Below are 22370 nucleotides of genomic sequence, written 5' to 3' on the forward strand. Positions count from 1 at the left end.
ATCGGGTAATCAGAGGTTTTGGAGCACAAAGTGTCGCAACGAAACTGGATGTTAGAGCTCGACAACCGAGCGGAGGACATCGCCCGCGTGCATCTTTTTGAAAGCACCATTGATGTCATCGAGACCAATTCGTTCGGTGACAAAAGCATTGAGATCTAGGCGCCCCAGCCGGTACTGGTTAACAAGCATCGGGAAATCTCGAGACGGCAAGCAATCGCCATACCAGGACGATTTGAGAGCGCCACCATGAGAGAAGACATCCTGGAAGGGAAGGGTGATCTCCATGTCTGGGCGTGGTACACCGACCAAGACCACGCGACCGGCCAAGTCACGGGAGTAGAAGGCTTGTTTATAGGTTTCAGGGTGACCGACTGCCTCAATGACGACATCGGCTCCGAACCCACCGGTCAGCTCTTGGATGGCAGCTACCGGATCGGTATTTTTCGAGTTGACCGTTTCCGTGGCACCAAACTGCTTCGCCTGCTCGAGTTTCCGATCTTCGATATCGACGGCGATGATCGTGGTAGCTCCGGCCAATTGTGCCCCGGCAATAGCGGCCATGCCGACACCACCGCAACCGATGACTGCCACAGCTTCCCCTCGTTTGATCTCGCCAGTATTGATGGCAGCACCGATACCTGCCATGACGCCACAACCCAGCAGTCCTACGGCAGCGTCAGAAGACTCTGGGACTTCATCGATTTTGGTGCACTGACCGGCGGCAACAAGGGTTTTCTCGGCAAAGGACCCGATACCCAGGGCTGCTTCGAGTTCGGTCCCGTCCTCCAGAGTCATTTTCTGGGTGGCGTTGTGGGTATTGAAACAGTACTTCAGATCACCCTTACGGCACGCGCGGCATTCACCGCAGACAGCTCGCCAGTTCAGAATGACCTTATCGCCGACAGCAACTTCGGTAACGCCTTCCCCAATTTCGGAGACGACAGCGGTGGACTCGTGGCCGAGAAGATACGGATAATTATCGCCTACGCCACCGGAGACATAACTGTAATCGGTATGGCAGACGCCGCAGGTTTTGACATCGACGACGACTTCACCGGGCCCAGGATGGGGGACCACGATGGTTTCAATGGAGACCGGGTCATCTTGGGATTTAACAACCGCTGCTTTGACGTGGTGGGACATCAGGGAAACACACGCTCCTCAATTGACGAAAGCTCAGTGTTGTGAGAGGGAATTTTCCCTTGCTCTCCATCTCATCACAGTTCGGCACCGAAATATAAGAGTTTGTTTATTATTGCTACCGCAAGCTGTGATCAGTCCTTCACCATGAACGCTTGAGCAGCTCGTGGCATACTGGCACCATGTGCGGACGATTTGTGATGGCTCGAGCGATCGGCGACTTAGTTGCAGCCGCAGGGGCTCACACCCCGGAAGAACAGCTAGAACTCCGTGAAGACTACAACGTGGCTCCGACCAAGGACGTAGCGATTGTCGTGGAGCGACCGGTCGAGGCAACGTCCGAAAACGCGGACGATTCCGGCGGACACGTGCGCCGGGAGGTTCATCTGGCACACTGGGGTCTGGTCCCTGGCTGGGCGAAGGATCTGTCCTTTGGGTCCAGAACGTTCAATGCCAGATCAGAAACGGTGGTCACCAAACCAAGTTTTCGTGCTGCCGTTCGATCCCAACGTTGCGCGGTTCCGGTCGATGGATACTACGAGTGGAAAAAGCTTCCCGGTACCACTGCACGAGGCACCCAGAAAAAACAGCCCTATTATGTGAGCCGCAAAGACGGTGCCCCGATCTTTTTTGCTGGGTTATACGAATGGTGGGCTGACCCTGAAATAGCCACCGATGATCCGCGTGGCTGGGTGCTGTCTACCACGATCCTCACCGGGGCTTCTCCGGAACCCGGTAGTAGCCCCGAGGTCCTCGACGAGCTAGCGGGACTGCATGATCGGTTTCCGTTGCCCATGAATCAGTTGACCATGGACCACTGGCTGGCGCCGGAGAAATTGACCAATGCTGATCAGGCCCAAGCTCTGGTCGATACCGTGGTTGCACAAGCCTACGACACAGCGGGCGACCAGTGGCAGATGCACCCGGTCTCGACCGCGGTCGGCAATGTGCGCAACAACGGCCCCGAACTGACTAAACCGGTCGAGACGCAACATCTTCCAGGACTCTAAGATCCTTCGCTTGGTCGCACACCCTCTTTTATCTACCAATCAAATGTTCTTATCTTGTCCCTGGTAGCCCGATAAGTTCAGTTGCAGTTAGAACGAATGTTCTCTTAGACTGGTGGTCATGATCGGCCTTCCCAACGATCATGTGCTTCCCATTTCTGCATATTTGGCCTGAGAACCAGGCTGATTGATTGGAAGTATGGTGAAAGAAGGCATCATCATGGGGTTGTTAACTCAATCTGTTCGGGTCGTGTGCACCACGGCCGGCATGCCCTTACATCTGCATCTCAAGGGCCGAAACTATACCGTGGTCGCTGAACCACAGCGTTGGTTTCAACGTTGCCGCTGGTGGTCCCAACAATCACGTTTTGTCGCTGGTAGGGGCCAAGGGATGATCGATCACGAAGTATGGCGCCTACAGATCAGACCCGCTATATCTTCGTCCACGCAACCGGTGATGACCGTGGATGTCTCCCATCATCTGGACTCCGGGCTGTGGAGGCTCATTAAGGTTCACGATGGTGCCCAGCTTGCCGAACGGGAAACCGCTTAGGGATGGGCATCCGGCATACCTCGCCGTTTCCCCATCTGAATGTTTCCAGCTCGTATAGTACGCACTACGGTGTGTCCTGGCCAGAAGATTTAGTGGCTGCAGCAGCTGCTGATGGGGCAGAAATTCTAGGGCTCACAGACCGTGATGGGCTCTACGGGATGGCAAAGCACCTCCGCGCATGTCTTGATCACGGGATTGCACCTGTGGTGGGAGTTAACCTAGCGGTCGCTGGAGATCATCCTGCACCGAAACCAGGCCGTATCCCACGCCATCGGTTAGGACGCCTCACTATTTTGGCAGCCGGTCATCATGAGGCCGGGTCATGCTCCTCACCTCATATGGGTGCTGGCTACCGTGCGCTGGTACGGCTGATCTCTCAGGCCCATGCACACACGCTGGGCGGAACCAGCGGGGGAGCCCCCTACATCACCGTCACAGAGCTGGCTGATGCCATGGGAGGCGGCTACTCTACTACGGCACCGGCACCGGATCTCTATGTTCTGCTGGGTCCAGAATCACCGGTCGGTCGCGCCTTTGCCCAACGGCGTTACCACGACGGGCGGAAGTTGCTACGTCAATGGCGAAATATCCTGCCACACGGTGGGCTGTGGATTGAGGTTGTCAGCCATCTAGCTCCGCCGGGGCAACGACTCTCAACCTCACACGCGGTGAAGTTTTTACGGGTTGCCGAAGACCTGGGACTTCCCTCGGTGCTCACCAATGCGGTGCGCTATGTTAGCCCCGATCAAGCAGCCACCGCCGATGTGCTGGATGCGGCCCGTAGCTTGACCAGTTTAGATCAGTTACACGATCTTCAGCCCACTGGCCAAGGGTGGCTGAAAAGCTCCGCACAGATGCACCAGCTGGCTGGCGAAATATCGCATCAGGCAGGTACCGGTCTGAGCGGAGCCCGTCAGCTGATCACCCGTACCCAAGAGCTGGCTCGCCGGTGTGTGCTGGATCCTCGAACCGATCTTGGATGGGGACAACCCAGGGTGCCAGAAACCGGGGTGATCGGTCTGAGCGCAGATCCCGGACGTGAACTCACGCAACGTTGTCGGGCCGGACTTACTCAACGCTTTCCCGGAGTGCCGGAACATTCCCGCCACGGAATTCAGCTGTCCCATCGCCTGCAACACGAGCTGAACATCATCCAGGACTTGGATTTTTCCAGCTATTTTCTCACCGTGGCAGAAGTGGTTGCCATGATTGAGAACATGGGAGTGCGTGCCTCGGCCCGTGGCTCGGGTGCGTCCTCGCTGGTCAATTACGTTTTACGTATCTCAGATGTCGACCCCATCGAACACGAGCTGATCTTTGAACGGTTCCTCTCTCAAGATCGGTCGACTCTGCCCGATATTGATATCGACGTCGAATCTGCCCGACGCCACGAGATCTACCGAGCGATCTTTGATCGCTTCGGTGACTCACGCACCACGTTAATGAGCATGCAAAACGGGTACCGAGTTCGCGGGGCGATCCGTGATGCTGGACGTGCCCTGGGCATGGAAGAACACGACGTCGATGCCATTGCCCAACAGATGTGGCGGTTTTCAGCCTCACATTTTCGAGAAGCCATGGAGACTATGCCAGAACTAGCAGAGTTCTCCCACCGGTTACAGGCCCAACGGAGCTTGGGCAATCACCAGCTGGACTTACTAGTTGATATCACCGAACGCCTCGACCGGTTGCCACGACACATCTCCATGCACCCCTGCGGGGTGATCCTCTCCGATTCCACCCTGCTCGATCGCACCCCGGTGCAACCTTCCGGGATCGATTTGCCCATGAGTCAGTTTGATAAACACGACATGGACTCGATGGGGCTGTTGAAACTGGATGTGCTGGGAGTGCGCATGCAGTCCACCATCGCCTACACGCTCCAGCAGATCCAGGAATCCACCGGGGAAGTCATCGACCTCGAACACGTCAGCCGCGATGATCGCGCTACCTTCGACATGATCGGTAGTACCCACACCCTCGGATGTTTCCAAATTGAATCACCGGGCCAGCGTGAGCTGATCGGCAAACTGGAACCCCGAAACCTCAATGACCTGATCATTGATATCTCGTTATTTCGCCCCGGCCCCATGAAATCCGACATGGTGAGGCCTTTCCTTGATTTCCGCAACGGAGATGCCCCGGCGCACTATCCTCACCCGGCGCTACAAGGGATTCTGGAAGAGACCCACGGGGTCACGGTATTCCATGAACAAATTCTGCGCACCCTGGATACACTGACCGGTTGCGGACTGGCCCGAGCCGATGAGCTACGTCGTCAACTCGGCTCGGAGCAACAAGACAAGGTTGAATCCTATTTTCGTTCCCGGGCACACCAACGAGGTTGGGACCGCGCAGTCATCGACGAGGTGTGGAATACCCTGGCAGCTTTCGGGTCATTTGGGTTCTGTAAAGCACACGGGGCAGCCTTCGCGGTGCCGACCTACCATTCAGCCTGGCTAAAAACCCATTACCCCGAAGCCTTTATGGCTGCAGTACTCGAACACGACCCCGGTATGTATCCGCAACGTGTGATGGTCGCCGAAGCCCGCCGGTTGGGTATCCCGGTGCTTCCGGTCGATATTAACCGGTCCACTGAGCACATGCACCTGGAATGGGTGCCCGACCAAAAGCGTTGGGGCATCCGGCTGTCGCTGACGACGGTCTCGGGCATGAGCGCGACCGAACGAAAACGTCTCCTCGCGGCACGACCCTATACCACCCTGGCTGATGTGCGCGATCGCTCCGGACTCCATCGCCGGACCTTAGAACACTTAGCACAGCTCGGTGCTCTCGATGCTCTGATCACCCCGCACGGGCTGTCGCGGACCGATCTGGTGCACTATCTGCAACACCAACATGCCCGACAAGACTCTGCCACAGGAGACCTGTCGGGCCGTCGAGTCCGCAAACCGTCGCGTCAAATTCCCGGGCAACTGGCCTTTGAACTTCCCGACACCGAGCTGTCGAGCCTGCCGGCACTGTTTCCTGCTCCGACGGTAACCGAACAGGTTGCGACCGAATTAGATCTCACCGCCTTGGATACCACCGCGCACCTGATGCAATCCCACTACCCGTATCTGAATGCTCTGGGCGTGACCCCAGCTGACAAACTGTTGAGCCTGCGCACTCAATCTCGCGTGTTGGTTGCTGGAGTTAGAGTTGCTACTCAAACTCCGCCGATGCGTAGCGGACGTCGGGTGGTGTTTATCTCTGTCGATGACGGGACCGGACTCGTTGACACCACGTTCTTTACTGAGGCCCAACATAACTCCGGCAACCTGCTGTTTGGTTCCCGTCTCTTGCTCATTGAAGGTACGACACGTAGAACCGGTCGCCGAGCGGTCAATGTGCAGGCTGTTCGGGCTTGGGACCTCCATGACCGGCAACGTCTGCCCGACCCGGACTACTTAGACAAAACCCGAGAGCAATGGGCCGCCTGGTTAGACCGTGACCGCAAGCTTCCGCCGCTGAAGGTCATACCCCACCATGCCCGGCCCATTCCCGTTCCAGATCCCGAGACGTGGGAACCCACGCCCCTTGACAGCACTCCACAACCATGATCTCAGGACACAAACAAAAACGAAGGGACCACCATGTACCTGAGCACACCAGATCAACCCATTAGCCTGGCTGCTCCCAAAAACATCGTCTACGCATTCCAGCAGGCCTGGAATCAACACGACGACCACCACTTAGCCAAACTGTTTGTTGCTGACGCCTCATTCGTTAGTGACACCGGATTGTGGTGGACAGGCCACGACGAGATTCAGCGAGCTCACGCGGAAGACTTTCAGGGCCCCCTGCGGGCGGCAAGCATCATCGTCGGCCGGGTCGAACTACGCATGCTGGGCGACCGCCACGCCATGGTCCAGGCCCGCGTCACCATGACCGGACACCACGATCGCACAGTACCGGCTGATCACCCCCGTCGCATGATCATGAGTTTCGTCCTCGCCCGAACAACGCATTCCTCACCGGAGTCAGCGACCACCGGTGGAGCACACTGGCGTATCGTCTCCGCGCACCAGACTGATCTCACCACTCATGGTCTCGCAGCTTGTGTCGATGCCGGCCCTACTGGGCTCTAACGGGAATACTGTTGTCTTATGATGAAGACTTCATGGCTGGTCTTGACCGCCGGACTAATGCTGACGGTGACCTTGGCAGGCTGCTCGAACGATTCCCAGGAGCCGGAGGAGCCCGCGAGCCCAGAATCAGCCACCACTGCCTCAACTCCGAGTCCGTCACAGACGGTTATGGACAGGCCATCAAACACGTTAAAGCCGGGCGAGAAAACGCTGACTGACAGCAACAGTCCGTCAGCAACCGACCAGGACACGTCAGGGGATCAGCCACCGCTGAGCTCCGGTGTTCAGGAATCTGAGGGATTCCCGGACTCTTCCCAGGGTGACGGCCTGTATGCCACCGGTGTGCGGTCAGCGGTCCACGAGGGGTATGACCGCATTGTCATCGACCACGCCGGGAGCGGAACACCGGCCTATCGGGCTGAATACACCGATCACCCACTGGCTCCAGGTATTGGGGAACCCATTCCGGGAGCCGAGGAGTCTTCCGGCACCTATTTAGAAATCAATCTCACCGGCATGGCCTCCCACGATCAGGTTGACGAAGCCCAGGCGCTACAGAACGGGCATCGGGTGACCTCCCTGGATGCCCAAGTGGCCCAAGATGTGGTGACCTACTTACCCTGGGAGGCCACCTCGACCTATTACATTGGCGTGGACCAACAACGTCAGTACCGCGTGCAGGTTCTCGAAAATCCCAGTCGCGTGGTGATTGACCTCGCCCATGACTGACAACACTCAGCGAAATAGGGGAGAACCCGGGGTCAGGCGTAGAATGTGCTGTGGTTGTTTGGTGGTCCCGTATGCCATCAAAAGCTCAACCTGACATCAAGGAGGAACAGGCCTGTGGCCGAAATGAACCAAATCACGATCACCGTTGATGGCGAACAACGTGCGGTGGGCGCAGAGACAACCGGTACCGAACTCTTCGTCGATCAAAAAACCACGGTGGTCATGAAAGTCAATGGCGCATTGCAGGACCTGTCCCGCACCATTCCCGATGGTGCCGACGTGGTGGCTGTGGACATCACCGACCCTGAAGGTCTCGAGGTATTGCGTCACTCGACCGCACACGTGCTGGCCCAGGCCGTTCAAGAGCTGTATCCCAATGCAAAGCTGGGTATTGGCCCCTACATTACCGACGGGTTCTACTACGATTTTGACGTCGAGGAACCTTTTACCCCAGAAAACCTGAAGGCTCTGGAAAAGAAAATGCTGAAAATTGTCAACCAGACTCAGCATTTCCGTCGCCGTGAAGTCACCGAAGCGCAAGCCCGCGAAGAGCTGGCTCACGAGCCCTATAAACTCCAGTTGCTCGACAAACAGCACGAAGCCGATACCACCGGCGAAGGCGCCTCAGTAGAGATTGGCGCCGGCGAAATCACCATCTACGACAACATCGATCACCATGGTGAAACCGTCTGGAAAGATCTCTGCCGTGGACCGCATGTGCCGACCACCAAGCTGATCTCCAATGCTTTCGCCCTGACCCGCGCCGCTGGCGCGTACTGGCTGGGGAATGAGAAGAATAAGCAGCTACAACGCATCTACGGTACCGCTTGGCCGACCAAACAGGATCTGAAAGCCTACCAGGAACGCGTGGCTGAAGCCGAGCGTCGTGACCATCGTAAACTCGGTGCCGAACTAGACCTGTTCTCTTTCCCCGATGAGCTCGGTTCCGGTCTTCCGGTCTTCCACCCCAAGGGCGGAATTATTCGTAAGGAAATGGAAGACTATTCTCGGACCCGCCACGAAGAAGCCGGCTACGAGTTCGTCTATACCCCGCATATCACCAAACAGCACCTGTATGAAGTGTCCGGCCACCTGGACTGGTATGCCGAGGGGATGTTCCCGCCGATGCATGTCGATGAAGAGCGGGACCCAGAGACCGGCGACGTCACTCGCCAGGGCCAAAACTACTACCTGAAGCCGATGAACTGCCCGATGCACAACTTGATCTTTGCCTCTCGTGGCCGGTCCTATCGTGAACTGCCGTTGCGGTTATTTGAGTTCGGGTCGGTCTATCGCTATGAGAAATCCGGTGTCGTGCACGGTCTGACCCGCGTGCGCGGGATGACACAGGATGACGCGCACATCTACTGCACCCGCGAACAGATGAAAGACGAGCTGTCCAATACCCTGAAGTTTGTGCTGGACTTGCTGAAGGACTACGGGCTCGACGACTTCTATTTGGAACTGTCGACTAAGGACCCCGAGAAGTTCGTGGGATCGGACGAGATTTGGGAAGAAGCCACCCGCACCCTGGCCGAAGTGGCCACCGACTCCGGTCTGGAACTGGTTGACGATCCGGGTGGGGCTGCCTTCTATGGACCGAAGGTCTCCGTCCAGGCTCGCGATGCCATCGGACGCACCTGGCAGATGTCGACCATCCAGCTGGATTTCAATCTGCCGGAACGTTTCGACCTGGAATACCAGGCAGCCGACGGCACCCGGCAGCGTCCGGTGATGATCCACCGCGCGCTGTTCGGCTCGATTGAACGCTTCCTTGGCGTGCTCACCGAACACTACGCGGGTGCTTTCCCCGTCTGGTTAGCTCCCGAACAAGTCATTGCCATCCCGGTTGCGGAGGCATTCAATGACTACTTGGACACCATTGTGCAACGGTTGCGCGAGCGCGGTATTCGGGTGCGATTGGATGATTCCACCGACCGATTCCCGAAGAAGATCCGCACCGCCTCGAAGCAGAAAGTTCCCTTCGTGCTGATTGCCGGGGGAGAAGACCAAGAAGCCGGTGCGGTCTCCTTCCGGTATCGGGACGGTTCCCAGGACAACGGGGTGCCGATCGATCAAGCCATTGAACGCATTGTGCAGGCGGTGGAGACTAAAGAGCAGGTTTAAATCATGACGGATAACCAACAGACTCCTCACCCAGAAGACGCCGAGGTGACCGATGGCTTTGAGCTGCCGGGAACCCCGGACCGGCTCGATCGGTTGTGGACCCCACACCGGATGGCCTACGTCAAGCGTGGCCAGGGACAAGTCAAGGATGAAGCAAGCTGTCCGTTCTGTGCTGGCCCCTCACGTAGCGATGAGGACTCCTTGATTGTCACCCGGGGTGAGCATTGTTATGTGTTGATGAACCTCTATCCCTATAACCCCGGGCACCTGTTGGTGTGTCCGTACCGTCATGTTCCTGACTACACGGACCTAACCATCGAAGAGACTGCCGAATTCGGACGTCTCAGCCAGATTGGCATGGTCGTGCTCCGACGGGTTTCACGAGCCCAGGGGTATAACCTGGGGATGAACCAGGGCAAGGTCGGCGGTGCCGGGATTGCGGCCCACCTGCATCAGCACATTGTCCCGCGGTTTGGCGGAGACGGGAACTTTATGCCCATTATCGCCCAGACTAAAGCACTGACGCAGACTCTGGCAGAAATGCGCGAGCTCATCGCCGAGGATTGGCCGGAGGCGACCCAAGAATTTGACCACCACCAGTCGCAGTCCGGTCACCAGACCGATGCCGCTGACCGTTCACAATGAGGCGCTATGACTACTTACACCCCTGCCGAGGACGAATCCACGCAGAACCCCCTGAGCCTGGGCGAGATGTTCTTGCTGTTATGCATCGATGATCGTGGAAAATTGTTGGCTTCCAAAAACATGGTGTCGTTGGCCTTGGCCGGAGCTGAATTAGCGGACCTTACCCGCCGTGGCCTGCTGACTGTCACGCAGGACCTGGTCATCCAATCAGAAGAGTTTTCTGGAAGTGACACGCCGCTGGCGCGAATATCCCAGGTCCTAGAGGATTCCCCTGAGAATCAGGACGCCGAACAGTGGATCTACCGGTTCGGTCGTACCGCGCTGTTCGATGCGGTGTTGGCTCAGCTCGAAGAACGGCAGATGGTCGAAGAGCTCAACAAAAAAATATTGGGCATTTGGCCCTGCACCCGGTACCGGAAGTGGGGTGCGTTCGAGAACGTCGACATTGTGACGGTGCTTCGCGGAGCGTTATTTGAAAATGAGCCTGTGGATCTCACCACCTGGCCGGTGCTGGCGCTGATGAACATGACCGGCATCTTAGACCAGGTCTTCCCGAACTTCAGCGCCGATACGGTCTCGCGCGTGCTGTATACCCGCCCGGGCATGACGCAGACCTCCGTGACTGAATCTGTTGCCGAGGTGTTGCAAGCTACCGAAAATGTCCTGGCAGAACACCTCACGGCAACCCGTGGCGGGGCCTCCGGTTTGCCCGGCACCCGTGACTTGCGTGGCAAGGACTAAGAAGCACCAACTGCCACAGACCGTGAGGAGACCAAGGTTGGCTTTTAGGTGAGCTGTTCGGTGATATTACGCTTGATGCGACCCAAGAGCGCGCTCATGCCACGCAAACGCAAGGGTGTGAGTGCCTTAGTCAGACCCAGCTGGCTGGCCATATCATCGGGCACGGCCAGAATTTCGGAGGCTTTGAAACCGGAAATCCCCTGAAGGACCACTGAGGCGAAACCGCGGGTCGTGGGTGCCTCCGCTGGCGCGGAAATCACCAGAGTCACCTCGGGGTCTTCTCCCTTACCGGTTTCAACCGCCAAAAATAGTGGGGTCTGGCACTCTACAACCTGTTCCATCTCGTCCTCGTGCCCGGCGTATTTTTCCGGAACCTCCGGCAACTCCTCGGAGAATTCAAAAAGTAATTCCAGACGGTCTGCCTCGGGAACGGCCTGAAAATCGTCGATGATCTCCTGTAGCGGGGCGGGATAGGTTGCGGTCATAACACCCTTTCAGCAACGAAGGACCTGCCGGCGCTGATCTGGGCCACCGGCACCGCTCCATTCTACGCCGATGGCACCTGTCATCCTAACGACAACAGGTGCCATCACTGTGGGCTGAGCAGACCAGATCCGGTTCTGAATCTGACCTAGTGCGACCGTGGGTCGGTGCCGGGTTCTTCGCCTTCTACAATCGGCACACCCACCGAGTTACCCCACTCTGTCCAGGAGCCGTCGTAGTTCCGCACCGAATCGTAGCCGAGTAGGTACTTCAGCACGAACCAGGTGTGGGAAGAACGCTCACCAATACGGCAGTAGGCAATCACATCATCGGTATCACCGAGTTCAGCCTGCTGGGTGTAGATCTCGCGAAGTTCCTCGACCGATTTGAAGGTTCCATCCTCGCGGGCTGCCGAGGCCCACGGCACCGACTGCGCGGTAGGAATGTGTCCACCGCGCAGGGTTCCTTCTTGCGGGTAGCCGGCCATGTGGGTGGTCTCTCCGGTGTATTCAGCGAAGGAGCGCACATCGATCAGGGGGCGATGGCCAATATGGTTGAGCACCTGGGATTGTACCGCACGGTTGGTGGTATCGTCGCGGTCCACAACCGGGTACTCGACGGCGCTGACATCAGGCTTCTCCTGGGTGATTTCGCGTCCTTCGGCAATCCACTTATCCCGTCCACCATTCATCAACCGAGTGTCTGGGTGACCGAAGAGCGTGAATACCCACAGTGCGTAGGCAGCCCACCAGTTGGACTTATCGCCGTAGAACACCACGGTGGTGTCGCGGTCGATCCCTTTGGAACCGACCACCTCGGCGAACTGTTCTGGCGACGCGAAGTCACGAGTCACCGGGTCATTAAGTTCGGTGTGCCAGTCAATTTTGACCGCGCCAGGGATGTGGCCGGTGGAGTACAACAGCGTGTCTTCATTGGACTCCAAGATCACCACGTTGGGATCATCTTTGTGCTGGGCAACCCACGCGGTGGAGACCAATTTTTCCGGGTGGGCGTATTCACTGGACTCGACCGGGGGAGTGTTTTGTGTCTCGCTCATCGTGGTTGCACCTTTCCGTTGGGGTCATTGACTCACGTCACTGTGTGGGTTTAACCCTAATCTTCGACGATGGTCGATGGCAGGGCCCCGGGGGTGTTTGCGTCATACAAAGTCATAGGATGCAGGTGCGCTCGTCGGGACGAAACAGGATGTCTTCTGGCAGATGTATCGGGGCGAGAAGTTTTCGGGGTAGTGTCGTGACAGGAAACTTCACTGGTTTCTTCTCATCATCGTTTCCTACCAGAAGGGCCTGTTCCTCGTGACCGAGATTGTCCGCTTGGCCGAACGTCAACCCCAGGTATCTGCCGAACAACTGCTGGCAGGATTCCACCCCTCCTATCGCTTTGGTGAGGTGTCGTTCGAGACTTACATTCCTGATGATCGGTATCCATCTCAGGCTGAAGCGGTCAGTCGTCTGAAAAAATTCGCCGAGTCCATCTCCGGTTCCGGTTCGAACACCTCCGGAGGGTTCCTCGGTTTATTTGGGAAGAAAAAGAAGAAGGACAACCAGCCTGCCGGCCTGTACCTTGACGGTGGTTTCGGTGTAGGGAAAACCCACCTGTTGGCCTCACTGTGGCATGCGGCCGGAGGCGACCATAAAGCATTCGGTACCTTTGTGGAGTACACGAACCTGGTCGGGGCACTAACCTTTAGCAAAACCGTTGAGGTGCTCAAACAGTACTCACTGGTGTGCATCGACGAGTTCGAACTCGATGATCCCGGCGATACCGTGCTGATGTCGCGTCTGATGCGTGAGCTGGCCGATGCCGGGGTGAAACTGGCGGCTACATCCAATACTTTGCCAGGTGCACTCGGAGAAGGACGCTTCGCTGCCCAAGACTTCAAACGGGAGATTCAGGTATTGTCCTCTCAATTTGAAGTGGTCCGCATTGACGGTGAAGACTACCGCCACCGCGGTCTGGAAGAAGCCCCCGACCCGGTGGAGGATGACAAGATTGAACACCTGGCCCAGGAGAACTTCCCCGAAGCCCACGTCGTGGCGGTCGACGATTTCGCAGCGTTGATGAAAAACCTCTCACAGGTTCATCCCTCCCGTTATCGCGAATTGGTCAAGGATATCGACGTGCTGGTGCTCCACGACGTGGAGACCATTACCGAGCAGGCGATGGCCCTGCGGTTCGTGGTGCTGGCCGACAGACTCTACGATAAGGACGTTCCGGTTATCGCCTCCGGTGTGCCATTCGACCAGCTGTTCACCGAGGAGATGATGAACGGCGGGTACCTGAAGAAATATTTCCGAACGGTCTCGCGCATGACCGCGTTAGCACGGGAAGGTGTGCTCGGCCAAACCGAAGCAAAGTAGACCCGGTTTCGGCACCGGCGGGGGTTGCAGAGACAAAAGCAGGCTGGTCACGATCTCGCGTGACCAGCCTGGTGTTGGAGCGGATGACGAGATTCGAACTCGCGACCCCCACCTTGGCAAGGTGGTGCTCTAGCCAGCTGAGCTACATCCGCATGAACCATGCACCGGTTCAGTGCGCGATACTGGACTCGAACCAGTGACCTCTTCCGTGTCGAGGAAGCGCGCTAACCAACTGCGCCAATCGCGCTCAGATGCCGTGGCCATCGACCACAGTATCAGAACTTGAACACTCCCCATACTACTGGGTTACCACCCTGTCCGGGGGAGCATCTGAGGTGGGGACGGGAGTCGAACCCGCGTAGACGGCTTTGCAGGCCGCTGCCTCACCACTCGGCCACCCCACCAGGGTGCTTGTTCTGCGAGCGGATGACGAGATTCGAACTCGCGACCCCCACCTTGGCAAGGTGGTGCTCTAGCCAGCTGAGCTACATCCGCATCAGAAAACCGCGTCCGGAGCCCCGGGGGCGATTTCCAACGAGTTGAAACTCTATTACACAAACTCACGATTCGTCCAATCGAGCACCAGTGGCGGTGTGTCGTGAGCGGGATCCTGCGGTGTTTAGCCCCCAACAGACACCTTCGTATGCCACCGTGAGCCCGCAATGATGCGGCAGACCGAGAAAGGACGCGTGAGTGTCGTGTGATCAAGCGCTCATGGGCACCACTGCACCAGGGCGCGATCGTCACGACTCAATCTGGAGCTGTCGGTGGTCATCGGCGACAATGGTGACTATGACTCAACCCCTGTTGGCGCATCAAACACCTGCCGGACGTATGTATGCCCGAAGTACCCGGGATGCTCCCCAAGTTCCGTCCATCACCACGGTCATTGCGCAACAGCCAGCTGACCTGACCGGTTGGGCCAGCTATATGGCCACCCAGGCACTGATCACAGATACCCGATTGCCACAGGCGCTTGGCTCCGGGCCCAAACTCAAAGCGCTCGCTCGACACGCCAATGAGGCCGCCAGCCAGTACCGCGACCAGGCAGCCGAACGTGGTGACCGGGTGCACTACTATGCAGAACAGGTGGCCCGCGCACAGCTGGGTCAATCTCATCAGGTGCCACAGGCTCGTCAACTGCTGGTCGAGCACGCAGAGACTGCTTTCGCGGACCGGTTCGATGAGTGGTGGGAAAACTATCAGGTCCGCGCTCTGGCCGCTGAAGTCACGGTGTGGAATCACACGGTCGGTTATGCCGGGACGTTGGATCTGGTGGCCGAAATTGGTGGCCGGATCTGCTTGATTGACTACAAAACCAAAGGCACGACCCGTGATGGGCGGGTGAAGCCACTGGATGAAAAAGTGGTCATGCAATTGACCGCCGGCATGAAAGCCGAAGAATCCTTACGTGATGCCGACCAGGGTAGCTGGGTGCCCTGGGAATTTGGGCATGACGCGGTGCTGTTGGCGGTGGCCCTGGGCGAAACCGAAGCAGTGGCCTATCAAGCCCGCCCCGAGGTGCTGGCCGATCACTGGCGCAAATTCTGGTCACTGCGTCAAGCCTGGGAGTACGCCCGCGTGGTGGAGAACACTCCTCCTGCGCTACGACCCATTGCCCCGCCGGCGAGGGCGCGCTAGGCCGTGCGCCCAGATCGGGATAGGGTGGCCTGGTGACTGTTTTAGCTTTACGCACGGTACCAGACCCGGTCCTGAAGACTACCTGCCGAGAGGTTGATTCGGCTCGTTTCGGAACCGACAAACTACGACGTTTGATCACAGACATGATGGAAACGATGCAGGCGGTCGATGGTGTCGGGTTAGCCGGCCCCCAGGTCGGGGTCAGCCAATCGTTATTCGTCTTCGACGTGGAGGGTCGGCAAGGTCACGTCATCAATCCTGTCCTCGAGGTCAGCGGTGACGTATTGTACGAGCCGTCGGAAGGTTGCCTGTCGGTACCGGGACTGTTCTACGCGCCACCCCGGCGCGCAGAAGCGACAGTAACCGGACTCAATACTGAAGGCCAGGCAGTGACCTACCACGGGCACGGCTTGTTCGCGCGGATGCTTCAGCACGAAACCGATCATCTGACCGGTCACCTGTTTGTGGATCGTCTGCAGGGCGAACAACGGCATCAGGCGCGCCGGGCGATGAATACCAAACAGTTCAAGGCTGACACCGCCCAGACCCAGCATCAACGGGCCGAGCAGATCGGCTCGGCGTTTATGCGCGAGGGTCACTCCGCCGGCCTGCACTTGGCCCCGAGCCTGAAGCAACATACCCCCGGAGGAAAACGAGGCTAGGATGCGCATACTGTTTGCCGGCACCCCGCAGCCCGCGGTGACCGCGCTGGAATCCCTGCGGGCTACGATCAGCACTGACGTGGAGATCGTTGGCGTTTTGACCCGTCAGGACGCCCCCACTGGACGACGCAAGAAACTCACGGCCTCACCGGTGGCTGATTATGCCACGCACCACCGGCTACCGGTCATCAAAGCCAACCGGCTCAGTGGTGTCCACGGCCAATCCGTGCTGCCCCAGCTCGATGAGCTCCAACCCGATCTGGGTGTTGTGGTTGCCTACGGGGCGCTGCTACCGGCAGACGTGTTGGCGCATCTTCGTCTGGGCTGGATCAATCTACACTTTTCGCTCTTGCCCGAGTACCGTGGCGCGGCCCCGGTTCAACAGGCCATGATTGACGGTCGGTACCACACGGGAATGACGGTATTTCAGCTCGATGAAGGGCTCGATTCCGGAGCCGTGTGGGCCAGACAAAACTACACCATCGACCCGGAGCAAACCGCAGGTGCAGTGCTGGAAGACATGGCAACACGCGGAGGAGAGCTTCTCGCACACACCGTGGAGACGATCTCGGCCGGAACGGTGACGCCACGAGCACAGACCGGGGACTCTAGTTACGCCCCCAAGCTCTCGGGCGTCGATGGTTTGATTGATGCTAACCAGCCGGCTGAGCGCGTGCTCGCCCGGATTAACGGCACCACCCCGGAGCCGGGCGCTTGGGGGATGCTGGTCACCGACAACCTCGGTCCGACGGCAGACGGCGGTGACGAAGACCCCACGGCTCAAGCAGTGCGAGTCAAGCTCGGCGGCGCACGTCAAGTCACCCCGGAGGAGCCGACTGCATCCCAGGCCGGTACCCTCAGCGTGCGAGGCAAGCGCGTCGTGCTGAGTTGTGCGGAGGGAAGCGTCGAAATTACCGCAATCCAGCCGGCCGGGAAGAAAATGATGCCCGCCATTAATTGGGCTCGCGGTCAGAACGCACCGGTCAGACTCCTGACTACCGCGACCGCCCCCGATCTATTCGTGGCCAGCACAGGGAAGACAGATCAGAGACGATGAACACTGCATACCAAGACAACTCGGCTGCTGAACCACGTCGTGAACGTCGAAACCGGCAGGGACGAACTCGCAACCGTGGTGCCTCGGGCAAGAAACGGCAGTATTCCTCCCAGGCGCCCTCGCACCGCAACCGCACCGCAGATCCGGCGCGGCTAACCGCTTACCAGGTGGTACGTGCTGTTTCGGCCGATGATGCCTACGCAAACTTGGTGCTACCGCAGTACATTCGGCGCAACCGGCTGAACAAACGTGACGCCGGGTTCGCTACAGAGCTGACCTACGGTAGCCTGCGTTGGCAGGGTAGCTACGATGCGATTCTGGCCGAGTGTGTGGACCGGGAATTGGACAAGCTTGATCCCGAAGTGCTCGACGTGTTGCGTTTGGGAACTCACCAACTTATGCATATGCGGGTCCCCACCCACGCCGCGCTGGACTCCACAGTGGCCCTGGTGCGAGACCAGATTGGTGCCGGACCGTCCGGATTGGTTAACGCGGTGCTACGCAAGGTATCGCACGCCACCTTCGATGAGTGGCTGGAAAAGTTGGCGCCCGGTGACGGTGACGATGATCTGGCCATCCGGTATGGGCACCCACGCTGGATTGTTCGTGCGTTGAAACAAGCTTTGGTGACCCACGGCCGATCCGCCGGTGAGCTGGTGCAACTCTTGGAGGCCGATAATCTGGCCCCCGATGTGAATCTCGTGGCACTTCCGGGAATCGGAGAACTTCAGCCAGTATTGGATCACGGCGCGGAACCCTCAAGCTTGGCCCCGGATGCGGCCACTTTTTCCGGTGGCGACGCCGGCAAGATCCCCGGTGTGGCTACCGGAGCTGTGCGGATCCAGGACGTCGGCTCCCAATTGGCTGCCCGCGCCCTGGTCGAGGTTGCCCCGGTCGGGGAGTGCGAACGATGGTTAGACATGTGCGCCGGTCCGGGCGGTAAAGCCGCGCTGTTGGCGGCAGAAGCCCAACGCGCCGGTGCGCACCTGGTGGCCAATGAAGTCTCCGAGCATCGATCGCGCCTGGTGGGCCAGGCTCTGGCACCGGTGGAAGGCTCGGTCTGGGAGCTGGTCACCTACGACGGTCGGGAACTCACCGACGGACTGGCACAACACGGAGCACCCGAAACCTTTGACCGCATTATGCTCGATGCACCCTGTACGGGGCTGGGTGCTCTACGCCGCCGTCCGGAGTCGCGGTGGCGTCGCACCACGCAAGATTTGGCGGTGCTTTCTCAGTTGCAACGGCAACTGGCTGATGCGGCCGTGGAGTTGCTCGAGCCGGGGGGATACCTGGGGTATGTCACCTGTTCTCCCCATCAGGTGGAAACTCAGCTCCAAGTCCAGGACTTACTCCAGCGCCACCCTGAGTTGCGACTGGTCGATACGCCGGCAGCGGTTCTGCGGGCCGCCACCGACCGGTTGGAGCGAACCAGTCTGACTCCCAGTGCCGAAGGACAACCGGCAACCGCCCAGCTGTGGCCACACCTGCATCACACCGATGCCATGTTCATTGCGTTGATGGCCAAAACCGACGGGCCTGACTAGGCTAAGAGTTTCCCGCCTCCACCATCACACTTCACCTCATCCGCACCCGACACATCAGAGAGAGCACCGTGACAATACCGCAGATTCATCCCTCTATTCTCTCGGCCGACTTTGCTCGGCTCGGCGAGGAACTGCAGAAAATACCCACTGCTGATGCGGTGCACGTCGACGTGATGGACAATCATTTTGTTCCCAACCTGACCATCGGCTTGCCGGTGGTCCAGGCAATTCGTCGGGCCACGAATCTAGGACTCGATATCCACTTGATGATCGAAGACCCCGACCGATGGGCCCCAGCCTACGCCGAGGCAGGCGCGGAGTCAGTAACCTTTCATGCCGAAGCCTCAGCGGCCCCGATTCGCTTAGCACAGCAGTTACGTGCGACCGGTACACGGGCCTCGATGGCGTTGAAACCAGCCACCCCCATAGAGCCGTACCTGGACATGCTGGGAGAACTCGACATGCTGTTATTGATGACTGTCGAGCCGGGCTTTTCCGGCCAAGCATTCCTCGAGATGGTCCTGCCGAAAATTCGCCGGGCCCGCCAGGCGATCAGTGCGGCAGAACTACCGGTGGCCCTGCAAGTCGACGGGGGGATTAATGCGGAGACCATTGAACGTGCGGCAGCAGCAGGCGCCGACACGTTCGTGGCTGGTTCGGCGGTTTACGGGGCCGAGGATGCAAGCGAAGCCATTGATCAGCTACGCATCCTAGCTGCCCGAGGCCACCGATGCCCTCAGACCCCATCGCGGAGCACAGCGAGCTGACTGGTATGGATTGGTTCATCGACGTTTTCGACTGGACGATCCCGGTTGCCGGTGGAGGTCTACTGGTCCGTGAGGTCGTGGGGAACCTGTTCGGTCTGGCCTCTGCGCTGGGTGGTATGGTCCGTCGGGTGTGGGCGTGGCCGGTGGGCATCATCGGCAATATGTTGCTACTGACCGTCTTTCTTGCAGGTGTTTTCGGTGGGGAAGACGCGGTTAATCTACTCGGTCAGGCCGGTCGCCAAATCATGTTCATCGTGGTGTCGATCTACGGATGGGTGCAATGGCAGCGATCGAAGAAAGAACGTGAAGCAGGACGAGACGACTCAGAATCCACGGCGATTACCCCACAGTGGGCTTCCTGGCCGGTGCGTCTGGGATTAATTATTGCCCTGGTGGGAGGCACCGCCGCCATCACACCCCTGTTTAGGCTCTTGGGATCCTATGAACCGGTCTGGGCAGACACCTGGACATTTGTCGGCTCGCTGTTAGCGACCTGGGGAATGGCCAAAGGGTGGGTTGAATTCTGGCTGATCTGGGTCGCGGTCGATATCGTCGGGGTGCCCCTGCTGTTTTCGGCCGGGTATTACGCAACCGGATCGATGTACATCTTCTACGGTGCGTTTACGTTGGCAGGATTCTTTGTCTGGGCCCACGCCAGAGCCCACGAGAAGCCCGAAATAGAAACTCGCATGCCGGACCCCACTCTGCAACCCGGGTCTCATTCTGACGCATCGGGTGAGCGCTAACTCACAAGCGAGGAAAGCCAGGTAGTCTGAAGGGGTGAAATCCTTCGAAGAACTCTTTGCCGAACTCACTGAGAAAGCCCACAGCCGTCCAGAAGGCTCCGGCACCGTTGCTGAACTGGACCGGGGGGTACATTTTATCGGCAAGAAAATCGTCGAAGAAGCTGCCGAGGTATGGATGGCTTCAGAATATGAAACCGATGCCGAAGCCGCTGAGGAAATGTCGCAGTTGCTCTATCACCTCCAAGTGATGATGATCGCCAAAGGCCTCACGCTCGAGGATATCTACCGGCACCTCTAAGTCATCTCGGGACTACACCAAGGAGAAAACACACCCATGTTGCGCGTCGCTGTGCCGAATAAAGGCTCCCTATCCGAAGCAGCCCAAGCCATCTTTCTCGAAGCTGGCTACCGGCAACGTCGAGACCGTAAAGAACTCGTCATGGTCGACAACGACAATCAGGTCGAGTTCTTCTATCTCCGCCCACGCGATATCGCCGTCTATGTGGCCGACGGTAGCCTGGACATCGGATTGACCGGTCGTGACCTTTTCGTCGATGCACAGGTCAGCGATACCGCCGAGGAGATCATGGCCTTGGGTTTCGCCGAGTCGACTTTCCGGTTCGCAGCACCTCACGGGCACTTCACGAACGTTCAGGAGCTGGCCGGTAAACGTATTGCAACCAGCTACGACGGGTTGCTTGCTGACTACCTGGATACGTTGGAGATCACCCCTGGCCGTATCGTTCACCTAGATGGTGCCGTGGAATCTTCAGTATCTCTGGGCGTGGCCGATGCGATCGCTGACGTGGTCGAGACCGGTAGCACTCTCAAAGCAGCAGGAATGGAGGTCATCGGTGACCCCATTATGCACTCCGAGGCCATCCTGATCACTCGCACGGGCCAACACCCCACTGGTCTGGATGTGCTGATCCGCCGTCTGAAGTCTGTGTTGGTCGCCCGTCGCTACGTGATGATTGACTACGACATCCGTCGGGAACATCTGAATCAGGCACTCACTGTCACCCCGGGCCTGGAATCGCCGACCATCTCCTCGCTGGCCGATGACAACTGGGTCGCGGTGCGCTCCATGGTGTTGAAAAAGGACATGAATAAGATCATGGACGAGCTGTACCAGCTGAAGGCTCGGGCCATCCTGGCCTCGGCCATTCACGCTATTCGGCTCTAGACCGGCGCCGACCCCACGCGCACCACGTCCCTGCTGTCCCCGAACTACGACAAGGAACTGCTTCGTCAATGTCAGTCGCTATCCGTATTATTCCCTGCCTGGACGTCAATGACGGTCGCGTGGTGAAAGGAGTGAATTTCACCGACCTGCGTGACGCCGGGGACCCAGTAGAGCTGGCCACCCGGTATAACACAGCTGGGGCTGATGAGATGACGTTCCTCGACGTGACGGCGACTACCGCCGACCGGGAGACCACTTACGAGGTGGTGCAACAAACAGCCCAGCAGGTGTTTATCCCGCTCACGGTTGGAGGTGGGGTGCGCAGTACTGACGATGTCGACCGGCTATTGCGGCACGGTGCCGATAAAACCTCCGTGAACTCCGCGGCCGTGACACGTCCGCTACTGATCAACGAGATCGCTCAACGGTTTGGCAACCAGGTGCTTGTGCTCTCGGTTGATGCTCGTCGAACCAGTGACCCGCAGGTGCTCTCTGGCTTTGAGGTCACCACCCACGGTGGTCAACGCGGCACCGGGATCGACGCTGTGGAGTGGGTGCGCGAGGCCTGCGACCGCGGGGTGGGCGAAATCCTGTTGAACTCTATTGATGCCGACGGGACTCAGCAAGGTTTTGACCTAGAGATGATCCAGGCGGTTCGTCCCCATGCCAGCGTGCCCCTGATTGCTTCCGGTGGCGCGGGTAAACCCGAGGATTTCCCTCCGGCCGTTCAGGCCGGCGCCGATGCAGTCTTGGCCGCCTCGCTCTTCCACTTCGGGCCCCACGAAATGATTGCTCGGGTCAAGGAGCAGATACGACAGGCCGGTTTCCCGGTTCGGTGCTCAGGCCAGTGATTTCACTCCGTGTGCG

At 58.5% G+C, this 22370-nt stretch carries 20 protein-coding genes and 4 tRNA genes; 17 read left to right on the forward strand and 7 right to left on the reverse strand.

Annotated elements, in window-relative coordinates:
- Positions 1-51 precede the first annotated feature (51 nt).
- Complete coding sequence (locus DCC25_RS06080; RefSeq protein WP_110101017.1) at positions 52-1143, reverse strand: S-(hydroxymethyl)mycothiol dehydrogenase; 1092 nt, start codon at positions 1141-1143, stop codon at positions 52-54.
- 179 nt (positions 1144-1322) lie between these two features.
- Between DCC25_RS06080 and DCC25_RS06085 the strand changes: the two genes are divergently transcribed.
- The 7 genes from DCC25_RS06085 to DCC25_RS06120 all read left to right on the forward strand — a co-directional run bounded on the left by DCC25_RS06085 (position 1323) and on the right by DCC25_RS06120 (position 11033).
- Positions 1323-2150 (forward strand): SOS response-associated peptidase, encoded by an 828-nt coding sequence (locus DCC25_RS06085; RefSeq protein ID WP_110101018.1) that lies wholly within the window; start codon positions 1323-1325, stop codon positions 2148-2150.
- A gap of 552 nt (positions 2151-2702) precedes the next feature.
- A complete protein-coding gene (locus DCC25_RS06095; RefSeq protein WP_110101019.1) occupies positions 2703-6263 on the forward strand; it encodes a DNA polymerase III subunit alpha in 3561 nt (1186 codons plus the stop codon).
- Positions 6264-6296: 33 nt separating this feature from the next.
- Positions 6297-6791, forward strand: coding sequence for an SgcJ/EcaC family oxidoreductase (locus DCC25_RS06100; RefSeq protein WP_110101020.1), 495 nt, complete (start codon positions 6297-6299; stop codon positions 6789-6791).
- Positions 6792-6959: 168 nt separating this feature from the next.
- Positions 6960-7520 (forward strand): hypothetical protein, encoded by a 561-nt coding sequence (locus DCC25_RS06105; protein ID WP_146206426.1) that lies wholly within the window; start codon positions 6960-6962, stop codon positions 7518-7520.
- A gap of 123 nt (positions 7521-7643) precedes the next feature.
- On the forward strand, positions 7644-9647 hold the full coding sequence (gene thrS / locus DCC25_RS06110) for a threonine--tRNA ligase (RefSeq protein ID WP_208392110.1): 2004 nt from the start codon (positions 7644-7646) through the stop codon (positions 9645-9647).
- 3 nt (positions 9648-9650) lie between these two features.
- A complete protein-coding gene (locus DCC25_RS06115) occupies positions 9651-10292 on the forward strand; it encodes an HIT domain-containing protein (RefSeq protein WP_110098243.1) in 642 nt (213 codons plus the stop codon).
- A gap of 6 nt (positions 10293-10298) precedes the next feature.
- Positions 10299-11033 (forward strand): GPP34 family phosphoprotein, encoded by a 735-nt coding sequence (locus DCC25_RS06120; protein ID WP_110098244.1) that lies wholly within the window; start codon positions 10299-10301, stop codon positions 11031-11033.
- Positions 11034-11077: 44 nt separating this feature from the next.
- On the opposite strand, the gene DCC25_RS06125 is transcribed toward DCC25_RS06120, so the two are convergent.
- Both DCC25_RS06125 and DCC25_RS06130 read right to left on the reverse strand, forming a co-directional pair.
- On the reverse strand, positions 11078-11518 hold the full coding sequence (locus DCC25_RS06125; protein WP_110098245.1) for a SufE family protein: 441 nt from the start codon (positions 11516-11518) through the stop codon (positions 11078-11080).
- Positions 11519-11664: 146 nt separating this feature from the next.
- Positions 11665-12573, reverse strand: a complete 909-nt coding sequence (locus tag DCC25_RS06130; RefSeq protein ID WP_110098246.1) for a sulfurtransferase — start codon at positions 12571-12573, stop codon at positions 11665-11667.
- A 259-nt stretch (positions 12574-12832) separates the two neighbouring features.
- Between DCC25_RS06130 and zapE the strand changes: the two genes are divergently transcribed.
- Positions 12833-13897: a cell division protein ZapE gene (gene zapE / locus DCC25_RS06135; protein WP_110101022.1), complete on the forward strand. Its 1065-nt coding sequence runs from the start codon at positions 12833-12835 to the stop codon at positions 13895-13897.
- A gap of 75 nt (positions 13898-13972) precedes the next feature.
- Here zapE and DCC25_RS06140 read toward each other — a convergent pair.
- The 4 genes from DCC25_RS06140 to DCC25_RS06155 all read right to left on the reverse strand — a co-directional run bounded on the left by DCC25_RS06140 (position 13973) and on the right by DCC25_RS06155 (position 14392).
- Positions 13973-14049: transfer RNA gene (locus DCC25_RS06140), tRNA-Gly, on the reverse strand.
- 21 nt (positions 14050-14070) lie between these two features.
- Positions 14071-14144: transfer RNA gene (locus DCC25_RS06145), tRNA-Val, on the reverse strand.
- Positions 14145-14230: 86 nt separating this feature from the next.
- Positions 14231-14301: transfer RNA gene (locus DCC25_RS06150), tRNA-Cys, on the reverse strand.
- Positions 14302-14318: 17 nt separating this feature from the next.
- Positions 14319-14392, reverse strand: a tRNA-Gly gene (locus tag DCC25_RS06155).
- Between the two features lie 297 nt (positions 14393-14689).
- Between DCC25_RS06155 and DCC25_RS06160 the strand changes: the two genes are divergently transcribed.
- From DCC25_RS06160 to hisF, 9 genes are all read left to right on the forward strand, one after another.
- Positions 14690-15538 carry a cytochrome gene (locus DCC25_RS06160; protein ID WP_110101023.1) on the forward strand — a complete coding sequence of 283 codons (849 nt, stop codon included), beginning with the start codon at positions 14690-14692 and terminating at the stop codon, positions 15536-15538.
- A 32-nt stretch (positions 15539-15570) separates the two neighbouring features.
- A complete protein-coding gene (gene def, locus DCC25_RS06165) occupies positions 15571-16200 on the forward strand; it encodes a peptide deformylase (protein WP_110101024.1) in 630 nt (209 codons plus the stop codon).
- A 1-nt stretch (position 16201) separates the two neighbouring features.
- The gene (fmt, locus tag DCC25_RS06170; protein ID WP_110101025.1) at positions 16202-17257 is read left to right on the forward strand and encodes a methionyl-tRNA formyltransferase; all 1056 of its coding nucleotides are present in this window, start codon (positions 16202-16204) and stop codon (positions 17255-17257) included.
- Positions 17254-18804 carry an RsmB/NOP family class I SAM-dependent RNA methyltransferase gene (locus DCC25_RS06175; protein WP_110101026.1) on the forward strand — a complete coding sequence of 517 codons (1551 nt, stop codon included), beginning with the start codon at positions 17254-17256 and terminating at the stop codon, positions 18802-18804. Before fmt ends, DCC25_RS06175 begins: the two co-directional genes overlap by 4 nt.
- 68 nt (positions 18805-18872) lie before the next feature.
- Positions 18873-19571 carry a ribulose-phosphate 3-epimerase gene (gene rpe, locus DCC25_RS06180; RefSeq protein WP_110101027.1) on the forward strand — a complete coding sequence of 233 codons (699 nt, stop codon included), beginning with the start codon at positions 18873-18875 and terminating at the stop codon, positions 19569-19571.
- A 5-nt stretch (positions 19572-19576) separates the two neighbouring features.
- A complete protein-coding gene (gene pnuC / locus DCC25_RS06185) occupies positions 19577-20317 on the forward strand; it encodes a nicotinamide riboside transporter PnuC (protein ID WP_110101028.1) in 741 nt (246 codons plus the stop codon).
- A gap of 34 nt (positions 20318-20351) precedes the next feature.
- The gene (locus tag DCC25_RS06190) at positions 20352-20615 is read left to right on the forward strand and encodes a phosphoribosyl-ATP diphosphatase (protein ID WP_110098254.1); all 264 of its coding nucleotides are present in this window, start codon (positions 20352-20354) and stop codon (positions 20613-20615) included.
- 36 nt (positions 20616-20651) lie between these two features.
- On the forward strand, positions 20652-21503 hold the full coding sequence (gene hisG, locus DCC25_RS06195; RefSeq protein WP_110101029.1) for an ATP phosphoribosyltransferase: 852 nt from the start codon (positions 20652-20654) through the stop codon (positions 21501-21503).
- Between the two features lie 68 nt (positions 21504-21571).
- Entirely contained in the window at positions 21572-22354 is a 783-nt protein-coding gene (gene hisF / locus DCC25_RS06200; RefSeq protein ID WP_110101030.1) for an imidazole glycerol phosphate synthase subunit HisF, read from the forward strand.
- Positions 22355-22370 lie beyond the last annotated feature (16 nt).

This window comes from Auritidibacter sp. NML120636, from assembly GCF_003185945.1.
In the GTDB taxonomy this organism is placed as follows: Bacteria; Actinomycetota; Actinomycetes; order Actinomycetales; family Micrococcaceae; genus Auritidibacter; species Auritidibacter ignavus.